We start from the raw sequence: 26,543 nt of genomic DNA on the forward strand, positions 1-26,543 counted from the left end.
CCGTGGACCCGGACACCCTGCACGCCGCCACCCGCCGCTTCCCGCTCGTCGGCTGGCCCCGACCCACCTGTCCATCCCTACCCGAACGAATCGACGAGATCGCCACCATCGCCGACACCGCCCGGAAACAAGGCGCGGACGGCATGGCCGAAGCAGCACACGCCCTCAACAAGGCCGCGCTCGTGGCCAGCGACTGCGGCCTGACAGAGCACGCACGCGACCTGTGCTGGCAGCACATCAACATCTACCGAGCCAACCCGCAACTCACCGTCCTGCAGGCCCGATACATGCTCGAACCCGTCATCAACCTCGCCCGACTCCAGATCCGCGCCGACGCCGGCGAACAAGCCCTCCGCCTGCTCCACACCGTGTACCAAGCCGTCCTCACCCGCACCGACCCGATCATCGACGGCCACACGCTGCCGCTCGTCCACCTCGCTGGCACTGCCGAAGAACACCGCAACCTCCGCGACTGGGTCTGGCTCCAGTACCTCACCGAAGGCATCCGCGCCCTGACACTCGCCGGCCGCTGGGACGACGCCCTCACCCACGCCGAGACCCACCGAGGAATCGCCCGCCACCTCATGGAAGGACGCCAAGTCGCCATCATCACCCGCTGCCTGCACGGCGCCTGGCCGGCCGCCCGAGCCCTACTCCAAGAAAGCCAACTCACCCACCCGTGGGAACAGGACGTCGGCGCCTGCCTCAACATCATCTGCACCGACCCTGCAGTGCGTGCCGCCAAAACCACAACCATGATCAACCGATTCCTCAGCCAGCGCCCCAAGCCCGGTTACGCCGTCTTCCGAGCCAGGCTCGGACTGACCATCACCACCCTCACCGGCAACACCGACCCCACTGCCGCCAACCACGTGCTCGCCCGCACCGCGAACGAGGCGATCAACGCCCCCGACGGCTACGCCGCCCGCGAGATCCTCACCTACCGCAGCGACGTCACCACCCTCACCGAGGCGCACCGCAAAGCACTAACCGAACTCGTCGCCGCCTGCGGCCTGGGCGCCAAATCCCTCCCACCAGCACTGACCGAATCACTCACCACCACCACACAGACCGCAGCCGACGCCCTGGCTCGGGCAACGTCGAGACCCTCATGACGCCCGATCAGCAGTAGCCGGAGAGCTGGGTGTTGATCCATCCGAAGGTCTTGTACGTGCGATTGGCGCAGAAGCAGCACGGCAGGTGGGCGAGCGGCCCGGTCGCGCCCATGGGGGCGGTCGAGTCGCGCTCGGACTCCGAGCCGTCGACCTGGGCGAAGCTGGACTACCAACGATGGCGGGTTCGCGAAACCCCTCGGCGAGTGGACCCGCGCCGTGCCCATCGCGCAGACCTGGCTCGACCGCCTTGGCTCAGAACCACGGGCAGCAACGATGATCGCGACACGGACAAGGGCCACTGCGGGGACCGCAGCGGGCGCAAGCCACGTCGGTACGGTCTCCTGGTGAGTCCCGCCGCGTCTGCGTCTGTCGCGCCCGGCCCGCCGTCGAAGTTGGCCGCGCTCGGGCTGATCTATGCCTGGGGCGCCCTGCACGACATTACGTACCTACCCACCGGTTTGATGACCCGGAACTGGCGCATCGTCACCGATGCCGGCGTGCATGCACTGAAGGAACTTCGAGACGCGTCCCCGTCGACCGCACGTCGCAATCTCCGGGTGCTCGCCAGGCTCATCGACCTTGGGGTTCCAGGCTGCCGTCCCCGCATGACCCGAAACGGAGACTCTGTCGCAGAGATCGACCAGACCGGGTTCATGATGACCTCCTGGCTGGACGGTCACCACCTAAGAGGGCGAGATCTCACCCTCGACCAAGCGCACGAGCTGGGACGAGTGATCGCACGTCTCCACGACAGCCTCCGCCACCTCGGAACAACAGAGGGCTTACCGGCGCCACCCGAACAATTGCGGGCGCAGGTTACCGAAACCGAGGCGGCCGTGGCCAAGGCTGATCACTATCTTGCGGCAGCCGAAGCGGGTAACACGCCTTTCGATACGCAGGTCACAGAGATTTTGCACCGTCGAAAGCTCTTGATCAACAAGGTCGCCGACGAACGTCCCCGTACCCACGTACCTGCCGGACCACACGGCTGGATCCACGGCGACCTGCAACACCGCAACATCCTTTGGGCCCCCACGGTGGGCCACGACCACAACATCCTGCGTGTCGCCGGGATCCTCGACTGGGACCGAATCCGCATCCGTCCCTTCGGAGAGGAACTCGTACGAACCGCCACCATCCAGTTCGGCAGCGAACGCGGCGCACTCGACCTCGTCCGAATCAACGCTTTTACCCGTGGCTACCGCACAATCCTGCCACTCGACGACAACGAGGTCACCGACGCGGTCGAGCGGCTGTGGTGGAAGCGCCTCACCGACTACTGGCATCTCGACTTCCACTACGACCGCGGAGACACCTCCTGCGACGACCTGTTCCTCTCTGGCGAGGAAACCTTGCACTGGTGGACCAACCGACGGGACGAGGTAAAACAAGCCTTCACGTCTTGTAGGTTCTCGTCGCCGATGACGGATTCTCACGATCTTGGCAGCCGTGTTGGCGGATCCGCCATGGTCACGAGAATCGATGGGCGTGGCGCCTAGACTCCTGGATGTGTCGATCGAATTCCCGAATCGCACGTAGACATCTGGACGCCGGTGCCCACCGGGGCGATCCGACAGCGAACGGCTGGACACGTGGCCAACGGCGGCGCAGAGCCGTACTCCGGTTAGCGCGGGCGCGGTTTGCCGTTGTTGGTGCCGGTACCCCAGCGTAGCAGCTGAAACCGCCGTCGTTGGAGCCTTGCAGGGGTCCAACATGGTGCTGACGTACGGCGCGATTTGCACTCAGCATTCCCATAGGTCCTCGCTAGGCGGTGATAAGTAGAACCAGCTGGACGGCGATCAGTATGTCGATCACTGCGCACCATTCGGCGAAAGAGGGTGCGACGACCCTGTCGAGCTTGAGGTGGACCAGATCCCAGATTCCGTGCGCCAACCAGGCCGCTGCTACGAGATATCCTGCGATGGTCGGCTCCTGGGTAAGGATCGCTAGTCCCGCGAAGCTGACAGCGGCGAAGACGCCGAATCCGAGCGCCTGCATTTGCAGTGTTCGGTCCCGCGTCAACTGCCCGTCGGCGACGCTCCAGATGAGGACCAGCAAGGCGATGACCGTCAGGACGAACGCCGGGTCCACGCCAACGATTCGGGTCAGAATCACAAGGCCGAAGCCGGTGATGACCACCGGCCAAGTGGCACGACGCCGACGAAGCTTGGCGAGCACCAGGTAGCCGAGCGGCAGCAGGACGAAGACTCCACCCAAGCTTCTCGTCAGGTCGGGCGCTTCCGCAGGCGAGGCCTCGGCGAGGAGACCGGGCAGGGACAACGCCACGGCGACCGCGGTCGGCCAGCGGTTCCTGAGCCAAACCAGAAGCCCGCGCGCAGAGCGCGGCCGGCGGCCGGTGGAGGGCAGGTCGCGGACAGTCCCGTCTGGGTCGGGAGAGCGCTGATTTGTCGACTGACTGTTCACCGGAAACCTCCGGGTGTGATGGTGATTCCACGTCGCGAGGAGAGGAGATGCGCGCCGCCGAAATGGGGTTGAGCTGGTTGGCGTCGCGACGGCGCGAGCCGCAGGACCAACGCCCGTCCCGCTATCGTCAGGCCGCCCGCGGCCTGTTGCGAGACCGGGTGCCAGGACTGATCGGCGGTCCTGTGCTCGATCTTCCGGCATCCGGCGGGCCAGTGCCAGCTGTGTGACGTTGACGTGCACTGTGTACGGTGCCGATGTGCGTCCTGCACATCGGCCGGGGGTGGGCGATGTGAGCGACGGCAAGTAGGAGATCCTGTCTCGTCAACGGCGCGGCACTTCGTGGAACCAGATTGCGCTCTCCGGTAGAGGATGGGAGGAATAGCCGACGCCCCGATCGGCGGCCGGGCGGTGTGATTGATGTGCTGGTGCGCCGCTTTAAGAGCGTGTCGGCCGCCTGTCCGGCAGTGACGTTCGCTGAGCAGGTGCCTGCGGTAGTGGGCGTCGACGACCTCGCCTTGCGCCGCCGTCACGTCCGCGCCACGATCATGGTGGACCTGCAGACCCGGCACCCGGTCGAGGTCCTCGAAAGCCGCGAGGCCGCACCTGTCGCCGCCTGGCTGGCGCAACATCCCGAGGTACAGGTGGTGCGCCGGGATCCCGCCCGGTCCTACGCGTGCCGGCCTGTCATGGTCAAGCCCTGGCGGAGCCGTTCGCCTCTTGAGTGCCTTCGGGCAGGATGTAGCGGTACATCTGCACGGTCCACGTCGGCTCCGCAGTTCGTTGTGAGGCGTACCATTTGGCGCCCATAGCCTCGTAGAATCCGGCGGCATTGGGGTCGGCGCCGATCGAAAATTCGGAGGCGCCCAAGTCGCGTGCCGTCCCTACGGCGTGCTGCCATAGCACTCGTCCGAAGCCTTTGCCGATCTGGCCGATGTCGAGGAACATCTTGTCCAGCAAAAGGCCGTCGTCGTTCTGAGTGAAACTGTAGAAGCCTAGTTTGCGGCCGTCGCTGTCGACAAGCGTGAAGACTGAGTTGTCGCGGATATAGGAATCTGTGATCCGCCGGGCGTCGCCAGCCCAGTCGAAGTACCCGTCGGGATAATCCCAATGAGAGGCGGAGCGGGTTTGAAGCCCTTCTAGTTCGTTGGCTTCATGCGGCTCCGCACGGCGGATATGGTGTCGGCGGCCACATCCGTCGTCGCTGATTGAGGGATCATCGCTCATCAACGCCTCCTAGCGGAACGCTGCTGATCACGTAGTGCTTGTGGACATTCATCCCGAGCCGCCAGCCGATCACGTAGGGACTGACGGCGGTGCCGAATACACTGCTCGCGATTATCCCGCCCTCGCGGGGCACCTCGTGAACGGCGAGGCGCATTGGGCGCCCGAGTCGGGATGATACCCGGGACCGGACAGCTGTCACCACAGCCCTCTGATCCCGACGAGGTCATCCGCCATCGCCGAAGGGGCGCGGAAACGCCTCGTCCTGTTCCGCTTCGGAGCCGGGTGCCGGCGCCGACGACCGGCTGGCGAAGCTGGAGGCCCCGGTAGTCGCGTCCCGACTAACTGCTGATCGGGCCCCGCGTCGGACGGTTATCAGGTGTTTGCGGTTGGGGCGAGGACGCCCTCCATACTTGCCCGGCGATGCGGCGGAAGTTGCCGCCGACGATGGCGTGGATCGCGTCGGCCGGGTATCCGCGGTTGTGGAGCGCGGCGCCGACGTTGAGTAGGTCTTCCGGTGGCATGAACTCGATGGGCCCCCAGCGGGTGTAGCTGTCGGGGAACAGGTGCGGGTTGGCGGCGACTTCGCGGTTGAAGTCGTCGAGGTCGAACGGGTAGTCGGTGGCGAGCCCCACGTGGTCGGGGCCGACGAGGTCGACGGCGTAGTCGATCTGCCGGCACAGTGCTTCGACGGAGGGGTCGTTGGGGCCCAGGAAGATTCCCACGCCGGTGATGCCGATGACTCCGCCGGTGTCCGCGCAGGCGCGGGCCTGGTCGTCGGTGATGTTGCGCGGATGCTCCCACAGGGCGCGCATGCAGGAGTGGCTGTAGATCACCGGGCTGCTGGAGCTCCGGCACAGGTCGAGGCCGGTGCGGGCGCCGCAGTGGGACCCGTCGACGACCATCCCGACCGCGTTCATCTCTCGGACCAGGGCCCGGCCGTAGGCGGTGAGGCCGTCATCGACGGCGTCGAGGCAGCCAGAACCGGCGGCGTTGCGGTGGTTGTAGGTCGGCAGCATGGTGCGCACACCCAGGTCGTAGAAGAGCTCGACGCGGTCGAGGTGGCCCTCCAACGGTCCGGCGTCTTCAAGGTCGAAGCCGACCGCGACCCGGTCGCTGATGTGCGCTTGGTCGATGTCCCGGCTGGTGGCGGCGAGCAGGTACCGGCTGTCGTCGGCCACCCGCCGCCGAAAGGCATCAAGCAAACTCAGGACATCCGCAGCGCTGTGCGGGGCGTATCCGACGTTGACCGACACGTAGCTGCCACCGGACCGAAGGTACCGGGCCAACTGACCGACGTCGGCCTGGGAAGACAGGGGGAGGCAGCAGTGCTGCTCCCACAGCAGCGGCGGACCAGGTGACGCGACCGGGACGTCAGGCATGCCATCCATAATTCCAGCGCCGCCGCCGATACAGCCTCCAGCGCGACTAAATCCTGCGCACCGGTGGCCAATCGTCGGCAACCGTAAGCAAGCCAGGGTCAACACCCGACGAGCAGCAGCCGCACCCGAGAGCCGATGAGGTCGGACGCCCGACCCTCGACAAGCGTCCAGCTCGTCGCGATTCGATCCACCACTGGGACTCCACCCTGCTCTTCAACCTGTTCCTTGACGACCGACCCGAGCAACGGCTACCAGGCGATCTCGGTGGCACCACAGGTGAGGCCAGGACGTCCGGCGACAAGCCGTCCGTCATCAGGGCCAGTCTCAAGCCCGGTCGTAGGCCATGGTCGAATCCGTCACCGGCGCGAATGTTCCCCGCGTTAGCTCGGCACTCACGCATCACCGCTGGCGGCGCCGCCCCGGAGTGCTCCGGACGTACGTCATCGTCCAGGTGCCGTCGGCGGCCGGCTCGGGTTCGACTTCGTAGCGGTGATCCTGGTCCGGGGTCATGCCCGGTACCGAGTTCCGCTGTTCCAGGACCCACACGGCGGGCGGGCCGCCGTCCGGGCCGGCGGACAACTCGCGCACCGCGCCATCGGCCGGGCCGCCTCGGAGCATCACGGTCACAGTTCCCACCGCCTGATACTACGAACGGGCGGCCAGCTGCGCGCGGCCCGTCGCGACCGGCCGCGTCCAGGCACGCGCCACGCCCCGCGGCCGACGGTACCGGCAGAGACCACGCCGGGCATCGTCTCGCAGCGGGCAAGGGTTCCGAACCGGCAACTCACACCAGCTTATGGACCGGGCTCCGGGCCCGCCGCTGACCGACGCGGAACGGGATGCGGCCACACCCGACGCACAGCCTGGGAGTAAACGATCGGAGGCCACCAGGGGCACCAGAACAGGCCCTACCTGACCCACTACGGAAGGTGGCTGTGGATAACCGGGCGTGTTATCCACAGGTTGAGGCGCCGGGTCTTTCCAACCATCCGGCCACGGCCGCACCCTCCTCTCATGCGAACGCCAACCGCGACTCCATCAGCACCTCACGATCGGCAAGCCCGGCACGGCCCGGACGGTTCCTCCGCCGCGTCGCGACGGCGTAGCGGGGTGGGACCTCGATGACCTCGCTGGCGCAGGTAGGCGCGTGTCTACGAGCCACCGTCACCACCATCCGCGCCGGTGCGGCGCTGGCGGTGAAGGCGTCGACGCAGTTGTCGGAGGCCACCGACCGTCTGCGCGATCATCTGCGTGGCGCGGACGTGCCCTCGGCTACGGGCCTCATCTCCAGCCTGCTCAGGGCGGTCGATAGGGCACGGGATGCTGCGGTGGCGGCGAGGCACAGCGCCGCTGCGGTCGAGGCGTACATGGTTTCCATCGGCATCTCCGTCTCCGACGGGGACCCGCCAGTGAACCCGACGGCTTCGCCCGAGCCCGTGCCGTACCTGGCCGTGGTGGCGGGGAGCGTGCGGGCGATGCTGCCCCGCGGCGCGAAGACGGTCGGCATGCTGGTCAGCCCGGATGGCCGTACGCGGAGTAAGCCGATCTGGAGCGGCGAGGACGGCCCCGGCCAGGGCGCGCCGGGACTGCGACGTGATTCACCGCTGCGCTGGCACCAGATGGCCTCGGCCACCCAGCACGTGGAAGGCCACGCCGCTGCCGTACTCCGCAGACCGGACGCCCCCAAACAGGCCGTGCTGGTGGTGTCCGCGCCGCCCTGCGGCGGGCCGAAGGGCTGCCACCGGCGGCTGGCCGAGATGCTCCCCGAAGGCACCACACTGCGGGTGTACGTTGCCGGTGACGACGGCACCACCACTTGGTGGGCGGACTACCACGGCAACGGACGAGGAGTCGCATGAGTACCGGCTACTCGCTCTACTGGGGCGCCGACCACACCGCCCTGGTATCCGCGCCCGCCGACCTGGACGCCGTACTCGACCAGATCGCCAGCGCAGCACCACACATCGTCGACGTCGTGCCCGAGGACAACGACGACCTCGGCCTGCAGATCGGGGTCGGCCACCCCGACCGAGCGGTGCTCCTGGTCTTCGGTGTCGAAGGCGGCTACGCCTACGAGCCCGATCTGCCGCCCTGGCCCGAACCCATCGACTACAACCAGGGCGGACAGGCCACCACCTACATCCCGGAACGGACCAGACTCACCCCGGCCACCGCCCGACGGGCAGCCCACCACTACCTCCTCACCGGCACACCGCCAGCCGACCTGCACCTCGACCCGAACTGATCACGATGCGTGGACGAAGGGGTGGGTGGGCCGAAGCGGGGCCTGTCTCGCTAAGGGCGTTTCCGGCGATCTTGGTTAGTAGGTTTCAGCGATCGGGAAGCGGTCGTTGAAGGTGATGGCGAAGGCGTTCAACGCGGGTTTCCAGCGCATCGTCCATCGGGTTCTGCCTGCTCCAGTGGGGTCCAGGGACCGGGTCACCAGGTACAGACACTTTAACGCGGCCAGCTCGTTGGGGAAGTGGCCGCGCCGGCAGGCCGTCTGCAACTCCCGGCCAGTACACCCCCAGGCTAGCGGCGGGATCGTACTCCAGCCCTAACTGGACCGTCAGGTGGAGTGGAAGCGATGAGTGCCTGCGGACAGGCCGCCTCGACGCGCCGTTAGGGCGGGCAGCGCGCACATCACGGCGGAAGAAAACGTCGCGCGGGCGTTCCAGCCGAAGCTCCACCCGATACTGCGTTGGCCGCGGCGACCACGACGGCTACCGTCTGGGTCGTGGATGGTGAGACTCCGGCATTCGATGATCTTGTTGATGGTTTCCGTCGGGTGCTCGACATGTATCTCGCGGAGAAGGTCAACCCGCCGAAGGCGAAGCGCTCGCGTAGGCCCACTTTACAACTCTCGTTTACCCGACTGCCAACGATCCTTAGGGAGCAGTTTCCGAATTGGGCCGATATCGCGCAGATGGCTGCGCGCGCGAACGGCCGCGACGTCGAATGGTCTAACGGAACAGATTGGCGCGCCGCAGTCGCCAGCTGGTCATCGTTCGGAGACGAGGCCCGAGAACTCCTTGAATACGCAGGAAAAAACCCGGACACCGAGGCGATTGCTCGCCGGATCGCCGGCGCGCTCGCCGGTAAGCCGATCCCTGCATGGGAGTACGTCACCGTCGATGTCAGCGTTCCGCTGACCAGCGTTCCATTGTTCGACGGCTGGCAGCTGTGCAGCGTGGACCGCGCCAACGACCCAACCTTGCCGATGTCCTACTCAACCTATCTGAGTGAGGTGTGGACACCGGACTCGCTACACAGCCAAGGCTTCGGCGCCCTACGACGTCCGAAGCTGGCACACAGTCTCGACAAGACCGAACCCGATGCCCACGAACTGATCTGGCCCCTGCTCACCCTCAACCTGCTCGACCTCCCAGCGGTACGCGCATTCACGGCTTACCTGGTGGAGCCAGGTCGGAGCATCATCACCTCGCCCGATGCTCTCCGCGGACACCTGCCCTCCGAAGTCAAATCATGGCACCCGCAGCCGCAAACCCTGCTACCAACCAAACCGCAGATCCTCGCTCCGGCCGTGGCCGCAAATTTGGAGCGGTTCGCCGCCGAGATTGGCTCTCGTCTAGCCAAGTTGCGCGACGGCGACCTTCGGATCCTGGCCCACGCGGCAGGGCATCACCTGTACCTGGCCTATCATCAAGGCCCGAAACAACCCGAACTCGACAGCAGCTACGTCGCCTTCCGTCGCATCGTCACAATCGAAGCGCTTTTACGCGGCACAGACGGCGATCACGAAAGCATCGGACGCAAAGTCTCCCAACGGGCGGCTGTCCTCGCCGGCCAGGACGACGACAGCCGCCTCGCCCTCCGCGAGCTGATCAAAGCCGCCTATGGTGCACGCTCGGCCTTTGCTCACGGCAACAGCCGCACCAGGCCGATGGACCATCCACTGTTGACGCGTACCGCTCGGGTCATCATTCGTCGATGGCTCGTGCTGGTTGCCCTTCACGGTGCCAAGAGGGTCGCGGCTTTACTCGACGACGCACTGTTGTCCGCTTCGGTGCGCGACAGTCTGCTGCGTGAGATCGCAGAGCATGAGAGTCGGGCAGGGCTTCAGTGACTGCATCTGGTCGCCCCTGGTGACAGACGCCCGCCCGGCGCAGGCGGCGCACCCTTCGGCCGCAATTCGCTCGGAACACTGACACAGATGAAGACGAGCCGTACTTGCGGTGATCGCTTTGACGATCCACGTCGAGCGCCGCACCTCCTACTGCGAGTCCAACAAGGGCTCTGCGTGGACGAAGGGGCGGGTGGGCCGAAGCGTTGTGGAGGGCTCTTCGGGCGGGTGACGGGCGAATTTGACGGTCGGTCGGGAGGATGCCGGGTGCCGATCCCGAGCAAGGGCTCGTGGCCCGGGAGCAAACATGAGGCGTGTCCCGGCATCCACCAGGGCCTACTGTCATTGCGTGCTCTGGTCGGCCGGCTCGTCGTTCGCCGGGAATGCCCGGGACTCCGAGTAGGGGACGGCGTGGCGGAGGCAGTGGTGCAGGCTGCCGAGCAGGTGGGCGTAGAGGCGACGTAGCGCGGCGGCGTGTCGGTCGCCGGCTTCGCGTCGCCGGTCGTAGAGGGCGCGGGCACCGGGGGAGCGGGTCAGGGCGGCGAAGGCCCACAGGTGACCGGCCTCGGCCAGGATCGGGTTGGCGTTGCGGCGGTGGCTGTGTCGGTGCGACCCGCCGGAGGCCCAAGTGATCGGAGTCGCGGCGCAGTACGCGCGCAGGTTGCGCGCGGTGGCGAACCGGCCCGGGTCATCGCCGAGCTCACCGAGCAGCCGGCCGGTCAGGATCGGGCCGACGCCCGGCATGCTGCGGTAGATCGGCGCCTGCGGGTGCTGGTCGACGAGATATTCGACCTGGTCGAGCAGACGGGCGGCGGTGGTGAGGGCGACGTCGAGCTGGGCGAGGAGAGCACTGCTTTGGTGGCCCATCGCGTCTTCGATCTCCGGTGGCTGCCGCAGCGCCCGCCCTCGGAAGAGGTGGAAGAGCCGGTCGGCCTCGTCGGCGATCTGGCGGGTGCGTCCGGCGGCGGTGAGGAGGTCTTCCAGACGGCGGTGGGTCAGCCGCGCCGCCTTGGCGGGGGTGGGCGCGGCGGTCAGGATGGTGCGGGCGTCGGATCGGGTCAGGCCGCCCTGGCTGGGCCAAGCGTCCAGGGCGGCGGGGAAGAACTCGTGCAGGCGGGAGCGGAGCCGGGCGGCAGTGTGCCGGGCGTCGTGCGTGGTCTTGCGGTGCGCGCGGGCCAGCTCGCGGATCGCCTCGGCGCGGGGGGTGGACGCCGGTACAGGCCGGTGGGCGTCGCCGTCGACGCGCAGCACGTGCGCGAGGAGCTTGGCGTCGCTGCGGTCGGACTTCTTTCGTTGGGCGCTGAGCCGGTCGCGGTAGCGGGCTACCTGAGTCGGGTTGAGTACGACCACCGGCTGCCCGGCCTTTCGCAGGCCGGCGACGATCAGGCCACGGCCGGTTTCGATCCCGATCGGGATGTCACGGCGGTTACGTTTGACCTGCCGCAGCGCGGCGAGGAGTTCGGCCAGTCCGTCGGCGGTGTTGGTGATCCGCAACTGGGTGACGACCGTCCCATCCTGGTCGATGACCGCCATGTCGTGGTGGCTCTCGCCCCAGTCGAGGCCGCCGAAGTACCGCGCCATACCCCCCGCTAGTCACCTATGCCAGTGGTTGAGGTGGCTGCCGGCCAGGCGCACGCTCTCGACCAAAGGGTTCGAGGCCCGGGATCGCAACAGGCATAACCTGGCCGGCAGTTCGCTGGTTGTGAAGATCAACCGCCTCGATGGTAAATAAAATCTGCCGTACGGTCCCGGCGGCTCACGCCTTGGCTGCCGCGATCAACTGCTCGACGCGCTGCCGGCTGTTGAGTCTGGTCAGTTCTGCGATCGTCCTTCGGATGGCGCTGACACTCACTGGTTGGCCCTGCGCCTCAGCGGCCGTGCGCAGCACCTCTTCCAGCTTCGCTAGCCGCCCTCCGCGTTGCCGCCTGATGGCCGACACGAGCGCGTCGAACAACGCCTGCTCACGGGTCAACAGCTCGTAGGCGATCAGGTCGTCCGGCTCAGCGAGCACGTCGCCCAGCAGGTTCTCCATAAGAGCCTGCACCTCATGCGGCTCGATCTCGTAACCCATGCTCATTCTCCCTGAGCGGGGTACTCACCCGCGTCGTACCAGGTGTCGCCGTTGCACCGGATGATCCGACCGTCGAGGACGAACCGGTCGCTGGCGTCGGAGGGGTCGATGGCCTCGGTGGCGGCCTCGTCGTAATCCAGGTGGGCGATGACGTCCTGCCAGATGTTGTCGCCGGTGTAGGCGTTGAGCTGGTCGAGCACGGCCGGCACGCTCACGTAGACGATGTGCAGGGTCTCCTCTGCGCCGTCGGGCAGGTCCTCCACCAGAGCGATCACCTCTCGGACGCGGACATCAAGCTGCTGCCGGTCATCGGCGAATGCGTGTGCGGCCTGGAGGTCACGAACGTCGGCGAGCCAGGCTCCCGACGAGGGGTCGCGGGAGATGTCCACGGTGTAGGTCATGCGATCTCTCCAGATCAGGCTATAGAGCAGGAAGGTGTCGACCTCGTGTGGCCGGCCTCATCAAAGCCACAGGTTGACGACGGTGGTCAGTTCGATGCCATCGGGCAGCTCGGTATCGTCAATGGTGAGGGCGTAGTCATCCATGGATCGAGGTGGCTTGTCTCGGTCCTTGAGCGCCAGGCCGATCCGCCGATCCAACTCCCGCGCCTGCGCGACCCCGTAGGCGTCGCGGTGAGTGAATACCCACAGGCCGCAGGTGCTCATCATGCCGCGGGTGGCCGCGCGGTCGTGGTCGAACATGACCGCCAGAGCCTGCCACAGCGTGGCCAGATCCTCGCTGGTGACCCTGGTCTTCGCGGCCCGGGGGGCGGAGAAGAACACGTTCGCCCGGTACAGGCCGTACGGCACGCTCCATTTGGAGCCCAGCTCCGTACGTTCTCCCTTGTCGATGTCCTCCTGCCGGGTCTGGGTGACCCGGGTGATCGCGTGATCAATCGGCAGGACCGGGTCGATACTGCGGGCGAAGGTCACCTGCACCGGCCTGCGGATGCTGGTTGACCCCGCGCCCTTCCCCGCGGTGAGGACGGCGCCGAACATCCGCGCGTCGTAGTACATGCCGCACAACGTGCCGACGGCGTCCTCGCTTCGGTCCGCGGCGGTTTGCCGCGCGCCCGCCCACCGCGTGTTCAGCGCGACGCCCGCCTCGACGAAAACGCCGTAGCGCGGGTCATCGCCCCGAAGTAGCGACACCGTGTCACGGATCTTCCGCTTGATCGCCACGTCGGTGACCAATCCCTGCGCGGACTCGTCGTCAGTGCGGGGTTGATTCTGGGCGTCCGGGTCGTCGTTGGGGTTCCCGTCGGTGACGTCGAAGAGCAGAACGGCGTCGTGGCGGCGGGTCGGATCGAGATGAGCTTGGCTCATGTGAGTCCTTCGGACCGTGGTCGCTTGGTCAAAGTCCACCGGCGTCGATCAGCCACAGCCGACCACCGTGGGCGTGCACGTTGCCGTGCGGGTTGAGGTCGGCCGCGCCTTCAAGGAGCGGGTAGGGGCGGGGCACGCTGCCGTCATCGGGCAGGTACGGCATCGCCACGACAGTGACCTCCCGATCACCGTCATACAACTCGTTGACGGTGACGACATACAGCGTCGCCGCAGGGGCGTGCCCCACGCCCCGTGCGCGAAGGCCGGTGAGGGTGGCCGTCTCCTGCCGGTTGGCCGCGTCGAGGCCCACCTTGTAGACGGTGCCGGTGGCACGGTCGAGGTACACCGTGCGTTGCGAGCCGGCGCCGATTTGCTCGCAGCCCTCCGGCGGCCAGTCAAGCAGGCCATGGTGATAGGCCGCGATCTCAGCAGCCTGACCGGCGGTCCCGACATCCGGCGCCGTCGTCATCACACCCCGAACCTACGGCAAGTCATGGCTTGCCGGCAAGCCATGACTTGCCATGTACCACGCGGTCTCCCGCAGTGCTGGCACGATCGCCGGCAGGGTGTCCGGTTCTGGGGACGAGGTGGCTCAGGTCGACGTCGATGACGTACTCGAAGAACTGCGCCAGTTCGCCCCACTCCCCGGACCGATCGGCCGACGCCTCCGAACGCTAGAGCCGGCCGGCGTCTCCACCACGGCGACGGCGTGCGCCAGGGCGCGTACCGCCCTCCGCTGGTGGCCAAGGGCCTCCCGCAGCGCCGCCGCGCCCTGGCAATGGCCCGCGCCGACTGCGGCCTCAGCGAGCGCGGTGACCGAGGTTTCCAGGGCACGTCCTATGCCGCCCAGCGCGGTGAGCAGCGCCGTCGGGTCAGTGATCGGCACATCGTCGTGGTGCAGCGCGTTGGCCAGCTCGTCCGAGGCGCGCTGCGCCTCCCGGGCGAGGTGGATCGGCTCGCTGGCCACGTTGGAGGATGGTGGCATGGGTCCAATCGTGGCAGCGGATGACCTTGACGCCCTCGGCTCTCGGCACGGGTTCGGGGCACGGTCGGGCCGGTAGGGCCGGCGGTCGGGCGATCATCGTCGCCGATAGTCGGTCAACCGCGCCGAGCGACCGCCCTGTCTCGTCCGGATGCACCCTGACAATCTTGTCCACTACTGGGCATCCTGATCACAATTCCGGTCGCCACCGTTCGGAGACGCCTTGAACATTTGGGACGTACTCGGGTCGCCAGCCTGGGGAGCAGTCGAGTCGCTGGGAACGGCCGCCACCGTAGGTGTTGCGGCGTGGGCCGCTTACCAGGCCCGCATTTCATCGAGCAGGCTCGCGAGCATCGAAAGTCAGCGCCGCCACAGCGAGCTGTGCCCTCGGTTCAACGTGACGTGCGAGCGCTTCAACCCCGGCTCCGATCGGCTGCGCATGCGGGTCATGCTGCTCGGACCGTCTGGCCTCGACCGGCTGGACCGACTCACGATCGTCGTCCGCAACGACCACTTCCGTCGTGGTGAGGGCTATCTGAACCCTGCCGGGCCCAGCGCCGAGGAAATTCGGCAGCACATATGGGGCCCATACCGATTCGTGCCAGGTACCGGCCCAGATGATGCACAAGCCGATACCACCGGACGCGAAACGGTCTACGAGGACCAGCTACCAGTAGGAGAGGAACTACCGTACGAGATGGAGCCGACCGGGCCTGGGCACTGGATGACCGGCACGACACCCGAGCAGTGGCGGAACGAGCGAGGAAACGTCATACGCCTCGGATTCGCCGCCGAGCACGCCGAGCACGGCATGTGGTACCTACCCTGTGAAATCGATGTTGCCAATATGCCTGCCACCGTGAAGGTCGGTTGGGCTTAACAGGCTCAACGGCTCATCGGGCCCAGGCGCCGGGGCCCAGGTGACGCCCCGCCTCCTCATGGCAGGTGGGGTAATCGTGTACCTGCACGGCGACCTGACGCAGGAGCCCAGGTCATCGCGACCGAGGGGGACCTCAGGCGCGCATACCTGACCGACGCCTGGGCAGCCCGGTTCGTCTAGCGGATGTTCGCCAGGTACCGGTGCTCTTCATCGGCTACAGCCACAACGACACCGTCATGCGGCTGATCGCCCGAGGCATCGGCGGCGCGAGAGCGCCGCGGTACGCGCTTACACGCGAGGTGGACGGCGACGTCTGGAAGACGTACGCGTCGTGTCGATCAGGTACGACGTCGTTGCAGGACCGGCGATGTTCGCGCCGCCTATCAGAGTCGGGGCACTGCGGACTTTCGGAGGGACTCCCCGCCGGGGCATCGACAGCGGGTAGTGGTGTGGATACGGTGGCGGCATGCCTTTGGCTCCTTCGTTTCGTCTGTTGAGTGCCTACGGGTACAACCTTGGTGGTCCCCGTGCCTGGAACTTGCACCGGTTCGCCCCTGGTGACGAGCTGCGGAATGGCTGGTACGACGAGACCGATCCGACGCACGAGTTCGCGGTGCGCGCCGCCGCGACGGCCCGTGATCGTCTCGGCCCGCAGGCGGGTGGCCGAGTGGTCGCGGGCCTACCCATGGTGTTCGTGGAGACGACCGAGGTCTCTCCGCCGGGCTGGTCCCGGGAGGTCAGCGCCCCACCGACGCCGAGCCTGAGCCTGCCGGCCACGTCGGAGCTGCGGTCGTGGGACCGGATTGCGGTCGCCAAGTTCGTCGTGGTCATCGCCGACTCGCTGTTCGACCATGATGCGCAAGACGTCGCGTTCCACAACGGCGACGATTACATCCTCGATCCGGCGATCAGCGGTGCTGGTGACCCGGACCTGGACTGGGACCAGGCCCTCATCGGCGCGCTGACCACGATCGGCCTTGAGCCGGTAGGTATGCCGGACTGGCTGTGGTTCCGCTCCAGTTGGTCAGACGAATAGTCCGGTCCGGGCGTCGGGGCAAGGAGACTGCGCATGATCTGCGACGCCGACGACCGGGGATGCGCCGGGTTGCGGCTCGATCAGCTGGATCCAGCCGACCAGCGACACGTCGAGCTTGCCACGGATGCCCGGCGCTTCGCGGAGCTCGGCTCGAAGAGGTCGGCGCCTGGACCTCTCAAGAAGCTGTACCAGTCTCTACTGCGCCCCGGGTTTCATCAATTTGGGTCGATTTTCGCAGTTCGTCCTTGCGGCCCAGCCGGCCCCACAACTTTGCGTCGCTCGGACGCATCAGACGTTCATCCCATCAAGCCGTGCGCCGGTGATACACGCCGGGCCGTCTTACAACCCGTTTGCCGGTCGAGCATGCGAAGGTGAAATCCGTCCACCTTGAAGGGATCTGCGATCAGCGCAAGCCGCGCCGGTCGGATCATGCTTTCGCCTGTCGCTACCGGAGGGTTCAGGAGTCGTCGCGCCGTGCTCAAGAAGATCATCATTCGGAACTATAAGCAATTTCAGGACTTCACACTCGACCTCAACGCCGGCATGAACGTGATCGTCGGCGACAACGACGTGGGCAAGTCCAACCTGTTGGAGGCCATCAACCTTGCCCTGACGGGCCGGCTACGCGGCAACCCGATAGCTGCTGAACTCTCGCCGTTCCTGGTCAATCTGGACGCAACACATCAATACATCCAAGCGCTACGGTCCCGGCGTCCAGCGGAACCGCCGGAGATCCTCATCGAGGTCTACTTCGATGACACCGACGACCTCGCCACCCTGAAGGGCACCAACAACTCCCTCAAAGAGCCCGCACCCGGTGTCAAGATCAGAATCGCGTTCAACCGCGACTTCATCGACGAATACGCCGCCTACGCCGCGAAGCCGGGTGAGATCGCCTGGGTGCCGACCGAGTACTACCAGGTGGAGTGGACGAACTTCGCCGGAGCCGCCGTCACGGCGCGTGGTGTGCCGGCGACCGCGTCGCTGATCGACGCCACGGCGATCCGGCTCCAGAACGGTGCGGACGCCTACCTGCAGTCGATCATCGGCGCCAGCCTGGACGCCCACGAACGTGTGGAGTTGTCCCGCTCGTACCGCAGTCTCCGCGAGACCTTCAGCGGAATTCCCGCAGTCAAGGACATCAACGCCAAGCTGGCGGGCGACCGGGGTGAGATCAGCGACCGCGAACTTACGCTGTCCATCGACATCTCCCAGCGGACTGGGTGGGAGCGCAGCCTCGTTCCGCACCTCGACGAGCTGCCCTTTCCGCACGTGGGCAAGGGCGAGCAGAGCAGCCTCAAGATCCTGTTGGCGTTGAACGAGAAGATCGCCGACACCCACGTGGTCCTCATCGAGGAACCCGAGAACCACCTGTCTTTCTCATCCCTCAACCAGCTCGTGCACAAGATCGGCCAGAAGTGCGCGGACAAGCAGGTCCTCGTGACGACCCACAGCGCCTACATCCTGAACAAACTCGGTCTCGACGAGCTGATCCTGTTGACCCCCGCGGGCGGGAAACGCATCACCGACCTGGCCAGAGACACCGTCGACTACTTCAAAAAGCTTTCCGGCTACGACACCCTCCGGCTGGTCCTGGCCAAACGCGCGATCCTGGTGGAGGGCCCATCGGACGAGCTCATCGTCACGCGGGCCTACCGCGACGAGCACGGCCGTGAGCCGATCGCCGACGGGGTCGACATCATCAACGTGCGCGGCCTGTCGGCCGCCCGGTTCCTCGACCTCGCCGTGCCGCTGGCCAAGCCCGTCGCTGTCGTCAACGACAACGACGGCGACGCCACCAAGATGCGGCAGAAGTACGACGGCTACGACGACTACGAGTTCATCTCGATCCACGTCGCTGCCGGGGCCGAGAAGACTCTCGAACCTCAGGTGCTGGCCGCCAACGGCCTCGCACGGATGAACGAGGTCCTCGGCAAGAGCTACACGACCGACGACGAGATGCTCGACCACATGACAGCGAACAAGACCGGCTGGGCCCTGGCCGCGTTCGAATCCGACCAGTCCATCACCATGCCGGAGTACATCCGCGATGCCGTCCGCCGCCGGTAACCGCGCGGTCATCGCCGCCGCCGGGTCACGCAAGACCCAGCTGATCATCGACGCCGCGCTCGCCGACCCGACCCGGCGAACGCTGATCACCACCTACACAGAGGAGAATCTCGCCCAGATACGCCGACGACTCGCGGAAGCCACCGGCCTGGTCCCCGCACACATCACGACAATGCCCTGGTTCACCTTCCTCCTCCGTGAGGCGGCGCGACCGTTCCAGGCCAGCCTCACCGGCAGGATCGACGACATCCGCTCACTGAACTTCCACGGCAGCAGGTCACGGTTCGTACGCCGGGAGAACGTGCTGCCCTACTACTTCGACCGGCACGGCGGCATGTACCGCGACGGGGTCACCGACTTCGTCTGCCGGGCCGACGACGCCTCCGCCGGCGCGGTCGTGCGCCGGCTGGCGGCGATGTACGACAACATCTACATCGACGAGTTTCAGGATCTGGTCGGTTACGACGTCGACTTCGTCGACAAGTTGTTCGCCTCGACCATGAGCGTCACCGTCGTCGGCGACCCACGCCAGCACACCTTCGCCACCAACAACGGCCCCCGGAACAAAAAGTACCGCGGCGCCGGGATCCTGGACTGGTTTCACCGGCCACAGATGACGTGCGAACTGGAGATACGTGCCGAGAGCTGGCGCTGCCACCAGGTCATCTGCAATTGGTCCGACCGACTCTTCCCGAACATGCCCCCGACAACATCCCGCAACCACTGCGAAACCGGCCACGACGGGGTTTTCAAGATCGCGGAAGAGGACGTGCACGCCTACGTAGCCAAGTACGACCCAAAGGTCCTCCGGGACCGTGTTACCACGCCCACGCTGGGGCTACCAGCCATGAACATCGGCCTGTCCAAGGGAAGCACCTACGACCGCGTGCTGATCTTCCCCACCCAACCGATGCGGAAGTACCTCAAAACCGCAGACCTCGCAGCGCTCCGCGCGCCCGATCGGCTCTACGTGGCAGTCACCCGCGCCAAGCACAGCGTCACATTTGTCGTCAATCGGCAGGAGGCCGACTACGTACCCTGATCTAACTCAGTGCGACCAGGCCGTCTTCTGAGATTCGCCCGGTGGACCGCTCGGTCGTCTGTACTGAGCCGCGATGGCCAAGACGGTCCGACCCGGTGGCGGCCCGGCTAACCACCTGCCACACGCCCCGGTCCTGATCCAAGCGTCAGCCGGCGTGATCAGAAGAAGTGGCGACGCCAGCCAGTTCATATAGGAAGGGCGGCATCAGCATCGGCATCAGGTGGAACTGCCCGTCGGGGAGCATCTGGCGTAGCCGGTCCAAGCCGTCGGCGATGCACAGCAGCATCACCGCAGTGCTGGCCCGCGTGGTGGTCGACGGTCGCCGATCTTGCAGCACGTCCCGGATCAGCAGCCGGTTCAGGGACAGCACCGCGCCCGTCATCCAGGCGAGCGTGGCATCGCCAAGCTCGCCGGAGTCCAACTTGGCCTCGACTGCGGCGCATTGCTGCAACCCAGGTCCGCATCTCGCCAGCCGCGCACCACGCCGCGCGGAGGCGATCGGTAGACGCTTCGACGATGGATCGCAGCAGGCTGGCGCGGACATCGCCGGTCGGCAGCAAACTGCTCCCACTGTCATCGATAAATCTCCGCAGGGTCTTGGCCGGCTTCATCGGGTACTCGAAGCGAGGATGCGACGGGACTGACAGCACCCGCCGGCAGCAAGGCCCGCACGTGTGAAGCCATCACCGGGCCGGCAAGTTCCGACCTACCCGCGAGCACCGCCGCTACCGCGGAGGTGCCGAAGTCCTGGACCGTCACCGGCTCGTCGATGGCCGGCCCGCGATCGTAGGGCTGTAGCTCTGCCGGAGCCCAGGAGACCCCGGTAGCCACAATCCGCTGGTCGGATGCGCCGCATCCGGCGCGGCAAATAGTCGTCTGCTCGTAAGCCGCCGACTTCGAGGCCGTCCACGCCCAATCGACGCGTTCCTCCGACGGAACCCCAACGGCGCCCCCAGCCGCGTACCGACGACGAGACCGGTCAGGGCCTGGTCACCGACGTAGCGATCAGCGGAAGATCCGCGACACGGTGTCCCTTCGACAAAATCGCCAGCAGTGCTACTCCTCGCTCCGATGATCCTCAAGCAGCGGGCATGCCGGCGCCCATGGCCTTCCGCTCCCTATCCAGCATCCACAGGTACTTGTCGATGTCCCGGATGGAGAATTCCTCCAGTTCGTAGAACCTGCGAAACCTGCTGATCGACCGGTGCCAGATCGCATAGTCGGTCTTCCACTGCTCGCCGGGTCTGAAGCTGTCAAATGCTTCGCCCTGTTTGAGTAGTTCATTGAGGACGCCGGCTACGCGGGAGTCGTAAATGGGGTAGACGTCGGGTGCGTGGAAGCTGCAGTACTTGGTGGCAAAAGAGTAGTTGCGCCGTCTCTTGCCGCCGATCTCGACCTTCGCGATGCTCTCAATGAGGTCAGGGTTCACGTCATCCTCGGCCAGTTGAGCGTCGATGTCCAGGCTGACGATGTGGCTCGCGACTTGGATCACGCCGAGTATGTTGGTCCAGTAAAGGCCGTTGAGTGCCGCGATCTTGACTCCGACCTCGCCGACATCACTGTTCTTAGGCATCGCTCGGAATGTCTCGGTCAGCGCGGCGGTAATCTTCTCGTGGTCGCCTTCACGCCACTGTGCGAGGTACCTCCGCACCTGGCCAGGAGTGGGTGTCGGGATGGGCTGCGGAAAGCCGGCCATGGTCTCCTTCTCCTTGGGTCAGATGGAATCAGGCTCTTTGTTCATGCAGGACTGCTTCTGCCAAGCCTCCGACAAACTCATCAGGCCGGTAGATCGGAATACTGTATCTGCGCGCATACTCGCAGATGGGAACGCCAGACTCCGGATATGTGGTTATCAGGGCGTCAATCTTGCCGATTTCGTTGGCGCGGCGCTTGTCGATGATCCCCTTCGGGCGCGGGATGAACTCGAAGCCCACCAACTCGGAAGCCCGTTGAATCGCCATCCGGGCGGTGTCGTCTCGGAGGCTCACCATAACCCTGCTGCCCTCGAAGAGCGGAAGGGTCGGCCCTACGGTGACGCCAGAATCCTCGCCGTAAACGGAAATCCGTTCTGCGAGTGACCGCCAGCGGACTGTGGGCCCGTGCTTGAGCATTAGTAGGCCCAGGACATGGGACCTGTTGAGGCGCGCCGCCGCCCTATGGCGTTCGGAGTCCTTCCCTGCCCACGGGTAGTCGAAAGCTGACAACTCCCTGCCGTCCGGCGTCAGGACTGCGACATCGGAGGACGACACGTGTAGGGGTACCGCAAAGTATTCGCCAGCAGCATCGAGAGCGCGCACCAGATTTCCGAGCCCAGCAGTGCAAACATCCCCAGCCACGCAACCGACATGTCCGGCCTGAGTCATCACCCCAACTGCGACTGGCGTCCATTCATCCGGCACGCCCGGATAGAGTATGCCCGTACGCCAACCCTGGTGGCCGAACATCCTTTTCATTGGAAGCCGCCGCAGTTCAGTCAGACGCTCTTTATTATAGTCTGACCCATAAAGGGAGAGAAGGCGTGATTCTGTCTGCCACCACGGCAGGGTAAAAAATCCGGCGGCTGGCTCACCGTGCCGAACGACCTGCGCCGCTCGGTCCCAGTCGACTGCCAACCTGCCGTTCTCGAAGTACCGCCGATACGTCTCATCCGGTATCGCCACGAGAACAATAGTGGCTGCGGCTTGCCTCTTTGCCAACCCCGACTCCTCCTCGCTGAGTGCAGGACCGGCGACGTTCGCGCCGCCTATCAGAGACGGGGGCACTGGACTTTTTGGAAGGACTCCCCGCCGGGGCATCGACAGCGGGTAGTGGTGTGGATACGGTGGCGGCATGCCTTTGGCTCCTTCGTTTCGTCTGTTGAGTGCCTACGGGTACAACCTTGGTGGTCCCCGTGCCTGGAACTTGCACCGGTTCGCCCCTGGTGACGAGCTGCGGAATGGCTGGTACGACGAGACCGATCCGACGCACGAGTTCGCGGTGCGCGCCGCCGCGACGGCCCGTGATCGTCTCGGCCCGCAGGCGGGTGGCCGAGTGGTCGCGGGCCTACCCATGGTGTTCGTGGAGACGACCGAGGTCTCTCCGCCGGGCTGGTCCCGGGAGGTCAGCGCCCCACCGACGCCGAGCCTGAGCCTGCCGGCCACGTCGGAGCTGCGGTCGTGGGACCGGATTGCGGTCGCCCAGTTCGTCCGGGGCCATCAAGATCATGCCTTGCCGCTGCGCCCGCTTCTTGTCCTGGCGCCGTGCAAGGTGAAGGGCAAAACGACGTGCAGTTCTCCTTGCTTTCCGGCCCAGGCACCGGCCCCGGGCTGGAGACCGGCCAGAGGAAGGCCCAGAACAACGCACAGGTCCCCCTACGGCGGAATTCGTCCGGCCCCCACCCTGACCCGAGGCCCTCTGCCGCACCGATTGTGCTGCGGTCGTCCGGCACCAGGCGGCGCCAGCATCCGCCCCGGTGGGCCTTCGAGATTAGACGCCCGGGTGACGGCGCGAGTGGACGATCGGGTCATGGCGAAGAACAGCGGCAAGAGCAGCGGCGCCGGCACCTCGACCGACAAGGCCGGGGCCGGTACGCCGATGACGGCAAAGGCGGCAGCGCGGATGCAGTCGGCGGCGGCGCGGAACCCGGCCAGCGCCACCGCGCGCACCGGGGCGGCCTCGCGGGCCCAGTCCGCAGCGGCGAAGAACGCTCAGAAGTAGGTGAGTCTGTCGCCGTCAGGCTGCAGGTGGCGGCGTTGAACACGGTCCGCCCGTACTCGGCGCGCAGCTGCTCCATCGTCTGCACGCGGGGCAACTGGCCGGGTCCGCCCGGACCGGACCGTGCGAGCCAGCATCAGGCAGATCCGATTCATCCAGCCGTCCGCACCATGGTGCGGGTCGTCGATATCCACGAGCTGAGGCTACGGCCGGCGACGGGCATGGGTGATCCAACGGTCACCGGTCGACGATCATCTCCACGATCGAGAGGTTGCAGCGGTCGCAGTAGAGCTTGTACCAGTTGTCAGGTTCGCTTTCGCCGACCAGCCAGCGGGTGTGCCCTTGGTGGCCGCGGTCGTCGGCGAGCCGGTCGAGGCGCCGCCAGAACTCGCCGCCGCCGAAGACGGCCTGCGGGACGCGAACTGGTTCGCTGGTCACCAGTTCAGTGTGCCTGCCGCGTCGGATGTTTCTCGTATCGTCGGGTGGGTGGCTCCGCCGGTCTCGCCATCGCCCGTCCACGGACCCCCGAACCTTTGGTGACTGCGTCCCCTTCGGCTGCAGTCATCCGGCGTCGATGACGGCGTCCCACGCCTCCGCCGAGACGATCGGACACAGGCAGGGGTCGGCAAACCACTGCACCTCGTAGCCGTCGCCGATTAGGCCTGCGGGCGGGGTGGTGACGCGTTCGAGGACATCGCGGTAGCTGCGGCGTCGGGTCAGGCGGGCCAGTCCAGTGGTCGGGGTTTCGCAGGTGATGCACCTGCCGTGCCGCAGGGTGGTGGCGGTCATGATCCGATCGTGGCTCGCGATCCTCGGGGCTACACCGGTCAGCAGCCCGAGGATCACGAACGGTCGTTCAACTCCGGTGGGCCGGGTGTGTGGGTCGATCGGCTGTCGTCTCGACACGTGGGCCGATCGGATTCGATCTAGTCACCGCACGCTCAGTCGAGCACGACGGATGGCGATTACGCACTGGTTCGTACACGCCGGAAGCCATAAAAAGTGCCTATCGGACGGTGGGGCCAGATGGGCAAGATGAGGCAGTTTCCAAACCCTTCCTCGCGCGTTGGGGAGATCGACCACGGGGCACATCGGCGTGCCCGAAACTCCTCAACGGAAGGGGTAGACGATCAACAAAGATGACGGGGACGCCCCGTCAGACCCACAACATCCCTCCACACCAGCCCAACGGCCGGTGTCGGCATGGAGGGAGACGGCCGCAACGACAGCCACCGCGTGTGACCTGACCGCAGAAATCTTGCAGTCAGGTGGGCGCGATGGCCCTGCCCATGCGGCCAGGGCCATCGCTCACCTGCTACGGCTCGCCGCATTCCTCATCCCAGAGATCCGCGGCAAGCAGTAGCCGACCCCACGTCGGGGCCCCGCAGCCAGCGGGGCCCCGACACGTTTTCGTCCCCGGCGTGTTGCAACTTCCACATAGCTATTTTCGTGCGCAACTGTCTGCCGGGTCTATGGGTGACGGCTTGGGACTTGAGTCCCGGGTTCACTCACCGTGTGGGTAGGGATACTCATAGACAAACAGGTGAGGTGTACTCATCTTCTGTCAAGCAAGTGACAGTCGCCAACCCGACCGGGCGCTGACCGCTCTCAAGCCTGGGCGCCAACATCGCCGGCATGACCGAGGACACGCACGAAACCTTCGACGCCGACGAAATCGTCGATGAGAACCCTCGCAGTCGATGCCGTACATGGTGCGTGTACCGGCCGTCCTGTTCGGTGCTCTGGCGCTCGTCACCGCGTTCGGCGCGGCGCTGAACCTCGGCGTCGACCGCTGGAACCTGTCCGGTGGGGTGTTCCTCGGCAGCCTCGCGGTCGCCGCCGCAGCGACGGCACTGTGCATGGTTCGGCGGCTGCGCTTCGGTAGCTACCTCGGCTTCGGCCTGGCGCTGCTTCTCACCCTGGCGCGCTGCGGGAGGTGGGTCTTGCTCTTGCCGGGGTCGGGTTCCTCGCCCTGGTGATGGGCATGCTGTCCACCAGAGGCTAAGGACTGGTTCGGGTTCGCGTGAGGCCGGTCGCACCTGCTTGCCGCGTACCGCTAACTCTGGGCGGCGGATAGGGGCAGGAGATTGGGAAGGCACCTCCTGCCCCTACCGACGGTCAGGAAGAGCAGGTGTTGAGCATGGTCTGAAGCGCCGACTTCTCACCCGACTGCAAGCGCAGGCTCCAGGTGTACTTCGTCCGGATCCACATCTTGGCGTACGTGCAACGATAGGCGGTCCGGGACGGTTGCCAGCTGGACGGGTCCTGGTCACCCTTGCTCTGATTCACATTGTCGGTTACGGCGATGAGCTGAGGACCCGAAAGATCATTCGCGAAGGACTGCCGCCTCGCGGTCGTCCACGAGTTGGCGCCGGAACGCCACGCCTCAGCCAACGGCACAATGTGATCGATGTCGACATCCGCCGGATTGCTCCAGGTGGCGCCGTCATAGGGGCTGTACCAGCTACCGGAGGTCGGGTAGCAGGCGCTGTCCACACTCACGCCACTGCCGTCACGTCGCAGAACCGTCTCCCGCGTGTTGCAGGCGCCGGAGACGGTGGTCCAGTGCGGGAACAGATCCCGGTTGTACCCGCTGCCCGACTCGGCGGCGACCGTCAACGCGTTGAGATTGCTTTGCGCCGTGGCCTTGCTGGGCACACCGGGCGGGGCGGCGCTCGCCGCAGTGGCGACCAGGAGGGACGCGGCCATCGCCACGGTCGCGGCGACGGTGGTGAGGGTGAGCCGGATACGGTGTCGGCGATCGAACACGAGTGCTCCCGAGGCTTGGGGGTACGGGAAGCATCAACCTCGTGCACCGGTGTGACAACACCGCAGCGCACACGTGACAAACCATCGACGGGCGTTGGAAAAGTGAACGCCCTACGGCGTCTTCTCCGGTGGGCCGGGCAGGTTGCGACCACTGGTGGCGTCTGAGGCGGCCCACAGGTACCACCAGGGTGGCCCGGTGCCGGCAACTGACTGTGGCAGTCCGCTCACCACGTACCCCACTTTCGACGGTCTTCAACGCCCTCACGGAAGCGTTCCCGTGGGCGAGAGGCCGAGATGGCAGCGTGCCTCGACCACGACACATCCGAAAGGTAAGCCGGACTCCGCAAGATCGTCCGCAAGGTAAGTCCGGACTCCGCAAGGTTCGCGCGGGCGCGACACGCGTTGTCGCGTCGCTCGAAGGTTGCGGATGATCAAGGCGCTGACCAGTG

The 26,543-nt window shown here is 66.1% G+C and carries 27 protein-coding genes and 1 pseudogene; 11 read left to right on the plus strand and 17 right to left on the minus strand.

The window, feature by feature from the left end:
- Window positions 1–2 precede the first annotated feature (2 nt).
- Window positions 3–1,115 (plus strand): hypothetical protein, encoded by a 1,113-nt coding sequence (locus ACQEUR_RS10560; protein WP_433028863.1) that lies wholly within the window; start codon window positions 3–5, stop codon window positions 1,113–1,115.
- Window positions 1,116–1,459: 344 nt separating this feature from the next.
- Window positions 1,460–2,614 carry a phosphotransferase gene (locus ACQEUR_RS10565; RefSeq protein WP_433028865.1) on the plus strand — a complete coding sequence of 385 codons (1,155 nt, stop codon included), beginning with the start codon at window positions 1,460–1,462 and terminating at the stop codon, window positions 2,612–2,614.
- A 265-nt stretch (window positions 2,615–2,879) separates the two neighbouring features.
- On the opposite strand, the gene ACQEUR_RS10570 is transcribed toward ACQEUR_RS10565, so the two are convergent.
- The 4 genes from ACQEUR_RS10570 to ACQEUR_RS10585 all read right to left on the minus strand — a co-directional run bounded on the left by ACQEUR_RS10570 (window position 2,880) and on the right by ACQEUR_RS10585 (window position 6,778).
- Window positions 2,880–3,401, minus strand: coding sequence for a hypothetical protein (locus tag ACQEUR_RS10570; protein ID WP_433028867.1), 522 nt, complete (start codon window positions 3,399–3,401; stop codon window positions 2,880–2,882).
- An 828-nt stretch (window positions 3,402–4,229) separates the two neighbouring features.
- Window positions 4,230–4,763, minus strand: coding sequence for a GNAT family N-acetyltransferase (locus ACQEUR_RS10575; RefSeq protein ID WP_433028869.1), 534 nt, complete (start codon window positions 4,761–4,763; stop codon window positions 4,230–4,232).
- A gap of 338 nt (window positions 4,764–5,101) precedes the next feature.
- A complete protein-coding gene (locus tag ACQEUR_RS10580; protein ID WP_433028871.1) occupies window positions 5,102–6,142 on the minus strand; it encodes a dipeptidase in 1,041 nt (346 codons plus the stop codon).
- 399 nt (window positions 6,143–6,541) lie between these two features.
- On the minus strand, window positions 6,542–6,778 hold the full coding sequence (locus tag ACQEUR_RS10585) for a hypothetical protein (RefSeq protein WP_433028873.1): 237 nt from the start codon (window positions 6,776–6,778) through the stop codon (window positions 6,542–6,544).
- 485 nt (window positions 6,779–7,263) lie between these two features.
- On the opposite strand from ACQEUR_RS10585, the gene ACQEUR_RS10590 reads away from it, so the two are divergent.
- Both ACQEUR_RS10590 and ACQEUR_RS10595 read left to right on the plus strand, forming a co-directional pair.
- Window positions 7,264–8,001: a DddA-like double-stranded DNA deaminase toxin gene (locus tag ACQEUR_RS10590; protein ID WP_433028875.1), complete on the plus strand. Its 738-nt coding sequence runs from the start codon at window positions 7,264–7,266 to the stop codon at window positions 7,999–8,001.
- Window positions 7,998–8,387, plus strand: coding sequence for an Imm1 family immunity protein (locus ACQEUR_RS10595; protein WP_433028877.1), 390 nt, complete (start codon window positions 7,998–8,000; stop codon window positions 8,385–8,387). Before ACQEUR_RS10590 ends, ACQEUR_RS10595 begins: the two co-directional genes overlap by 4 nt.
- Window positions 8,388–8,462: 75 nt before the next feature.
- On the opposite strand, the pseudogene ACQEUR_RS10600 reads toward ACQEUR_RS10595, so the two are convergent.
- Window positions 8,463–8,633, minus strand: a pseudogene (locus ACQEUR_RS10600) (IS256 family transposase); the annotation flags it as partial.
- Between the two features lie 246 nt (window positions 8,634–8,879).
- On the opposite strand from ACQEUR_RS10600, the gene ACQEUR_RS10605 reads away from it, so the two are divergent.
- A complete protein-coding gene (locus tag ACQEUR_RS10605) occupies window positions 8,880–10,229 on the plus strand; it encodes a hypothetical protein (RefSeq protein ID WP_433028879.1) in 1,350 nt (449 codons plus the stop codon).
- Between the two features lie 339 nt (window positions 10,230–10,568).
- Here ACQEUR_RS10605 and ACQEUR_RS10610 read toward each other — a convergent pair whose 3' ends face one another.
- The 6 genes from ACQEUR_RS10610 to ACQEUR_RS10635 form a co-directional block, all read right to left on the minus strand.
- The gene (locus ACQEUR_RS10610; protein ID WP_433028881.1) at window positions 10,569–11,807 is read right to left on the minus strand and encodes an IS110 family transposase; all 1,239 of its coding nucleotides are present in this window, start codon (window positions 11,805–11,807) and stop codon (window positions 10,569–10,571) included.
- A 175-nt stretch (window positions 11,808–11,982) separates the two neighbouring features.
- On the minus strand, window positions 11,983–12,297 hold the full coding sequence (locus tag ACQEUR_RS10615; RefSeq protein WP_433028883.1) for a hypothetical protein: 315 nt from the start codon (window positions 12,295–12,297) through the stop codon (window positions 11,983–11,985).
- A 2-nt stretch (window positions 12,298–12,299) separates the two neighbouring features.
- Complete coding sequence (locus tag ACQEUR_RS10620) at window positions 12,300–12,698, minus strand: hypothetical protein (RefSeq protein ID WP_433028885.1); 399 nt, start codon at window positions 12,696–12,698, stop codon at window positions 12,300–12,302.
- Between the two features lie 60 nt (window positions 12,699–12,758).
- On the minus strand, window positions 12,759–13,622 hold the full coding sequence (gene cas7c, locus ACQEUR_RS10625; RefSeq protein ID WP_433028887.1) for a type I-C CRISPR-associated protein Cas7/Csd2: 864 nt from the start codon (window positions 13,620–13,622) through the stop codon (window positions 12,759–12,761).
- A 28-nt stretch (window positions 13,623–13,650) separates the two neighbouring features.
- Window positions 13,651–14,094: a hypothetical protein gene (locus tag ACQEUR_RS10630; protein ID WP_433028889.1), complete on the minus strand. Its 444-nt coding sequence runs from the start codon at window positions 14,092–14,094 to the stop codon at window positions 13,651–13,653.
- A 120-nt stretch (window positions 14,095–14,214) separates the two neighbouring features.
- Window positions 14,215–14,607, minus strand: a complete 393-nt coding sequence (locus ACQEUR_RS10635) for a hypothetical protein (RefSeq protein WP_433028891.1) — start codon at window positions 14,605–14,607, stop codon at window positions 14,215–14,217.
- Window positions 14,608–14,827: 220 nt separating this feature from the next.
- Here ACQEUR_RS10635 and ACQEUR_RS10640 point away from each other — a divergent pair, with 220 nt between their 5' ends.
- From ACQEUR_RS10640 to ACQEUR_RS10655, 4 genes are all read left to right on the plus strand, one after another.
- Window positions 14,828–15,484, plus strand: a complete 657-nt coding sequence (locus ACQEUR_RS10640) for a hypothetical protein (RefSeq protein ID WP_433028893.1) — start codon at window positions 14,828–14,830, stop codon at window positions 15,482–15,484.
- A gap of 613 nt (window positions 15,485–16,097) precedes the next feature.
- Complete coding sequence (locus ACQEUR_RS10645) at window positions 16,098–16,520, plus strand: hypothetical protein (RefSeq protein WP_433028895.1); 423 nt, start codon at window positions 16,098–16,100, stop codon at window positions 16,518–16,520.
- 474 nt (window positions 16,521–16,994) lie between these two features.
- Window positions 16,995–18,590: an ATP-dependent nuclease gene (locus ACQEUR_RS10650; protein ID WP_433028897.1), complete on the plus strand. Its 1,596-nt coding sequence runs from the start codon at window positions 16,995–16,997 to the stop codon at window positions 18,588–18,590.
- Window positions 18,571–19,632 carry a UvrD-helicase domain-containing protein gene (locus ACQEUR_RS10655; protein WP_433028899.1) on the plus strand — a complete coding sequence of 354 codons (1,062 nt, stop codon included), beginning with the start codon at window positions 18,571–18,573 and terminating at the stop codon, window positions 19,630–19,632. Before ACQEUR_RS10650 ends, ACQEUR_RS10655 begins: the two co-directional genes overlap by 20 nt.
- Before the next feature lie 145 nt (window positions 19,633–19,777).
- Here ACQEUR_RS10655 and ACQEUR_RS10660 read toward each other — a convergent pair whose 3' ends face one another.
- From ACQEUR_RS10660 to ACQEUR_RS10670, 3 genes are all read right to left on the minus strand, one after another.
- Complete coding sequence (locus ACQEUR_RS10660; RefSeq protein ID WP_433028901.1) at window positions 19,778–20,053, minus strand: hypothetical protein; 276 nt, start codon at window positions 20,051–20,053, stop codon at window positions 19,778–19,780.
- Between the two features lie 657 nt (window positions 20,054–20,710).
- Window positions 20,711–21,328 carry a hypothetical protein gene (locus tag ACQEUR_RS10665; RefSeq protein WP_433028903.1) on the minus strand — a complete coding sequence of 206 codons (618 nt, stop codon included), beginning with the start codon at window positions 21,326–21,328 and terminating at the stop codon, window positions 20,711–20,713.
- Between the two features lie 28 nt (window positions 21,329–21,356).
- Window positions 21,357–22,463, minus strand: coding sequence for a hypothetical protein (locus tag ACQEUR_RS10670; protein WP_433028905.1), 1,107 nt, complete (start codon window positions 22,461–22,463; stop codon window positions 21,357–21,359).
- 673 nt (window positions 22,464–23,136) lie between these two features.
- Between ACQEUR_RS10670 and ACQEUR_RS10675 the strand changes: the two genes are divergently transcribed.
- Window positions 23,137–23,328 carry a hypothetical protein gene (locus tag ACQEUR_RS10675; RefSeq protein ID WP_433028907.1) on the plus strand — a complete coding sequence of 64 codons (192 nt, stop codon included), beginning with the start codon at window positions 23,137–23,139 and terminating at the stop codon, window positions 23,326–23,328.
- A gap of 234 nt (window positions 23,329–23,562) precedes the next feature.
- On the opposite strand, the gene ACQEUR_RS10680 is transcribed toward ACQEUR_RS10675, so the two are convergent.
- Together ACQEUR_RS10680 and ACQEUR_RS10685 are read right to left on the minus strand one after the other, a co-directional pair.
- A complete protein-coding gene (locus ACQEUR_RS10680) occupies window positions 23,563–23,763 on the minus strand; it encodes a hypothetical protein (protein WP_433028909.1) in 201 nt (66 codons plus the stop codon).
- 123 nt (window positions 23,764–23,886) lie between these two features.
- Complete coding sequence (locus tag ACQEUR_RS10685; protein WP_433028911.1) at window positions 23,887–24,114, minus strand: hypothetical protein; 228 nt, start codon at window positions 24,112–24,114, stop codon at window positions 23,887–23,889.
- Window positions 24,115–25,025: 911 nt separating this feature from the next.
- On the opposite strand from ACQEUR_RS10685, the gene ACQEUR_RS10690 reads away from it, so the two are divergent.
- The gene (locus ACQEUR_RS10690; RefSeq protein WP_433028913.1) at window positions 25,026–25,304 is read left to right on the plus strand and encodes a hypothetical protein; all 279 of its coding nucleotides are present in this window, start codon (window positions 25,026–25,028) and stop codon (window positions 25,302–25,304) included.
- Window positions 25,305–25,443: 139 nt separating this feature from the next.
- Here the strand turns inward: ACQEUR_RS10690 and ACQEUR_RS10695 are convergent, their stop codons facing one another.
- Window positions 25,444–26,034 carry an HNH endonuclease family protein gene (locus ACQEUR_RS10695; RefSeq protein ID WP_433029015.1) on the minus strand — a complete coding sequence of 197 codons (591 nt, stop codon included), beginning with the start codon at window positions 26,032–26,034 and terminating at the stop codon, window positions 25,444–25,446.
- Window positions 26,035–26,543: the final 509 nt, after the last annotated feature.

The organism is Plantactinospora sp. CA-290183 (assembly GCF_050936375.1).
Classification (GTDB): domain Bacteria; phylum Actinomycetota; class Actinomycetes; order Mycobacteriales; family Micromonosporaceae; genus Plantactinospora.

Excerpts from the sequence above, each read along its gene's own strand:
- ACQEUR_RS10575 (WP_433028869.1), bottom strand. The coding sequence starts at position 4,763 with ATGAGCGATGATCCCTCAATCAGCGACGACGGATGTGGCCGCCGACAC.
- ACQEUR_RS10580 (WP_433028871.1), bottom strand. The coding sequence starts at position 6,142 with ATGCCTGACGTCCCGGTCGCGTCACCTGGTCCGCCGCTGCTGTGGGAG.
- ACQEUR_RS10590 (WP_433028875.1), top strand. The coding sequence starts at position 7,264 with ATGACCTCGCTGGCGCAGGTAGGCGCGTGTCTACGAGCCACCGTCACC.
- ACQEUR_RS10595 (WP_433028877.1), top strand. The coding sequence starts at position 7,998 with ATGAGTACCGGCTACTCGCTCTACTGGGGCGCCGACCACACCGCCCTG.
- ACQEUR_RS10610 (WP_433028881.1), bottom strand. The coding sequence starts at position 11,807 with ATGGCGCGGTACTTCGGCGGCCTCGACTGGGGCGAGAGCCACCACGAC.
- ACQEUR_RS10615 (WP_433028883.1), bottom strand. The coding sequence starts at position 12,297 with ATGGGTTACGAGATCGAGCCGCATGAGGTGCAGGCTCTTATGGAGAAC.
- ACQEUR_RS10620 (WP_433028885.1), bottom strand. The coding sequence starts at position 12,698 with ATGACCTACACCGTGGACATCTCCCGCGACCCCTCGTCGGGAGCCTGG.
- cas7c (WP_433028887.1), bottom strand. The coding sequence starts at position 13,622 with ATGAGCCAAGCTCATCTCGATCCGACCCGCCGCCACGACGCCGTTCTG.
- ACQEUR_RS10635 (WP_433028891.1), bottom strand. The coding sequence starts at position 14,607 with ATGCCACCATCCTCCAACGTGGCCAGCGAGCCGATCCACCTCGCCCGG.
- ACQEUR_RS10655 (WP_433028899.1), top strand. The coding sequence starts at position 18,571 with ATGCCGTCCGCCGCCGGTAACCGCGCGGTCATCGCCGCCGCCGGGTCA.
- ACQEUR_RS10665 (WP_433028903.1), bottom strand. The coding sequence starts at position 21,328 with ATGGCCGGCTTTCCGCAGCCCATCCCGACACCCACTCCTGGCCAGGTG.
- ACQEUR_RS10670 (WP_433028905.1), bottom strand. The coding sequence starts at position 22,463 with ATGCCGCCACCGTATCCACACCACTACCCGCTGTCGATGCCCCGGCGG.
- ACQEUR_RS10675 (WP_433028907.1), top strand. The coding sequence starts at position 23,137 with ATGGCGAAGAACAGCGGCAAGAGCAGCGGCGCCGGCACCTCGACCGAC.
- ACQEUR_RS10685 (WP_433028911.1), bottom strand. The coding sequence starts at position 24,114 with ATGACCGCCACCACCCTGCGGCACGGCAGGTGCATCACCTGCGAAACC.
- ACQEUR_RS10690 (WP_433028913.1), top strand. The coding sequence starts at position 25,026 with ATGCCGTACATGGTGCGTGTACCGGCCGTCCTGTTCGGTGCTCTGGCG.
- ACQEUR_RS10695 (WP_433029015.1), bottom strand. The coding sequence starts at position 26,034 with ATGGCCGCGTCCCTCCTGGTCGCCACTGCGGCGAGCGCCGCCCCGCCC.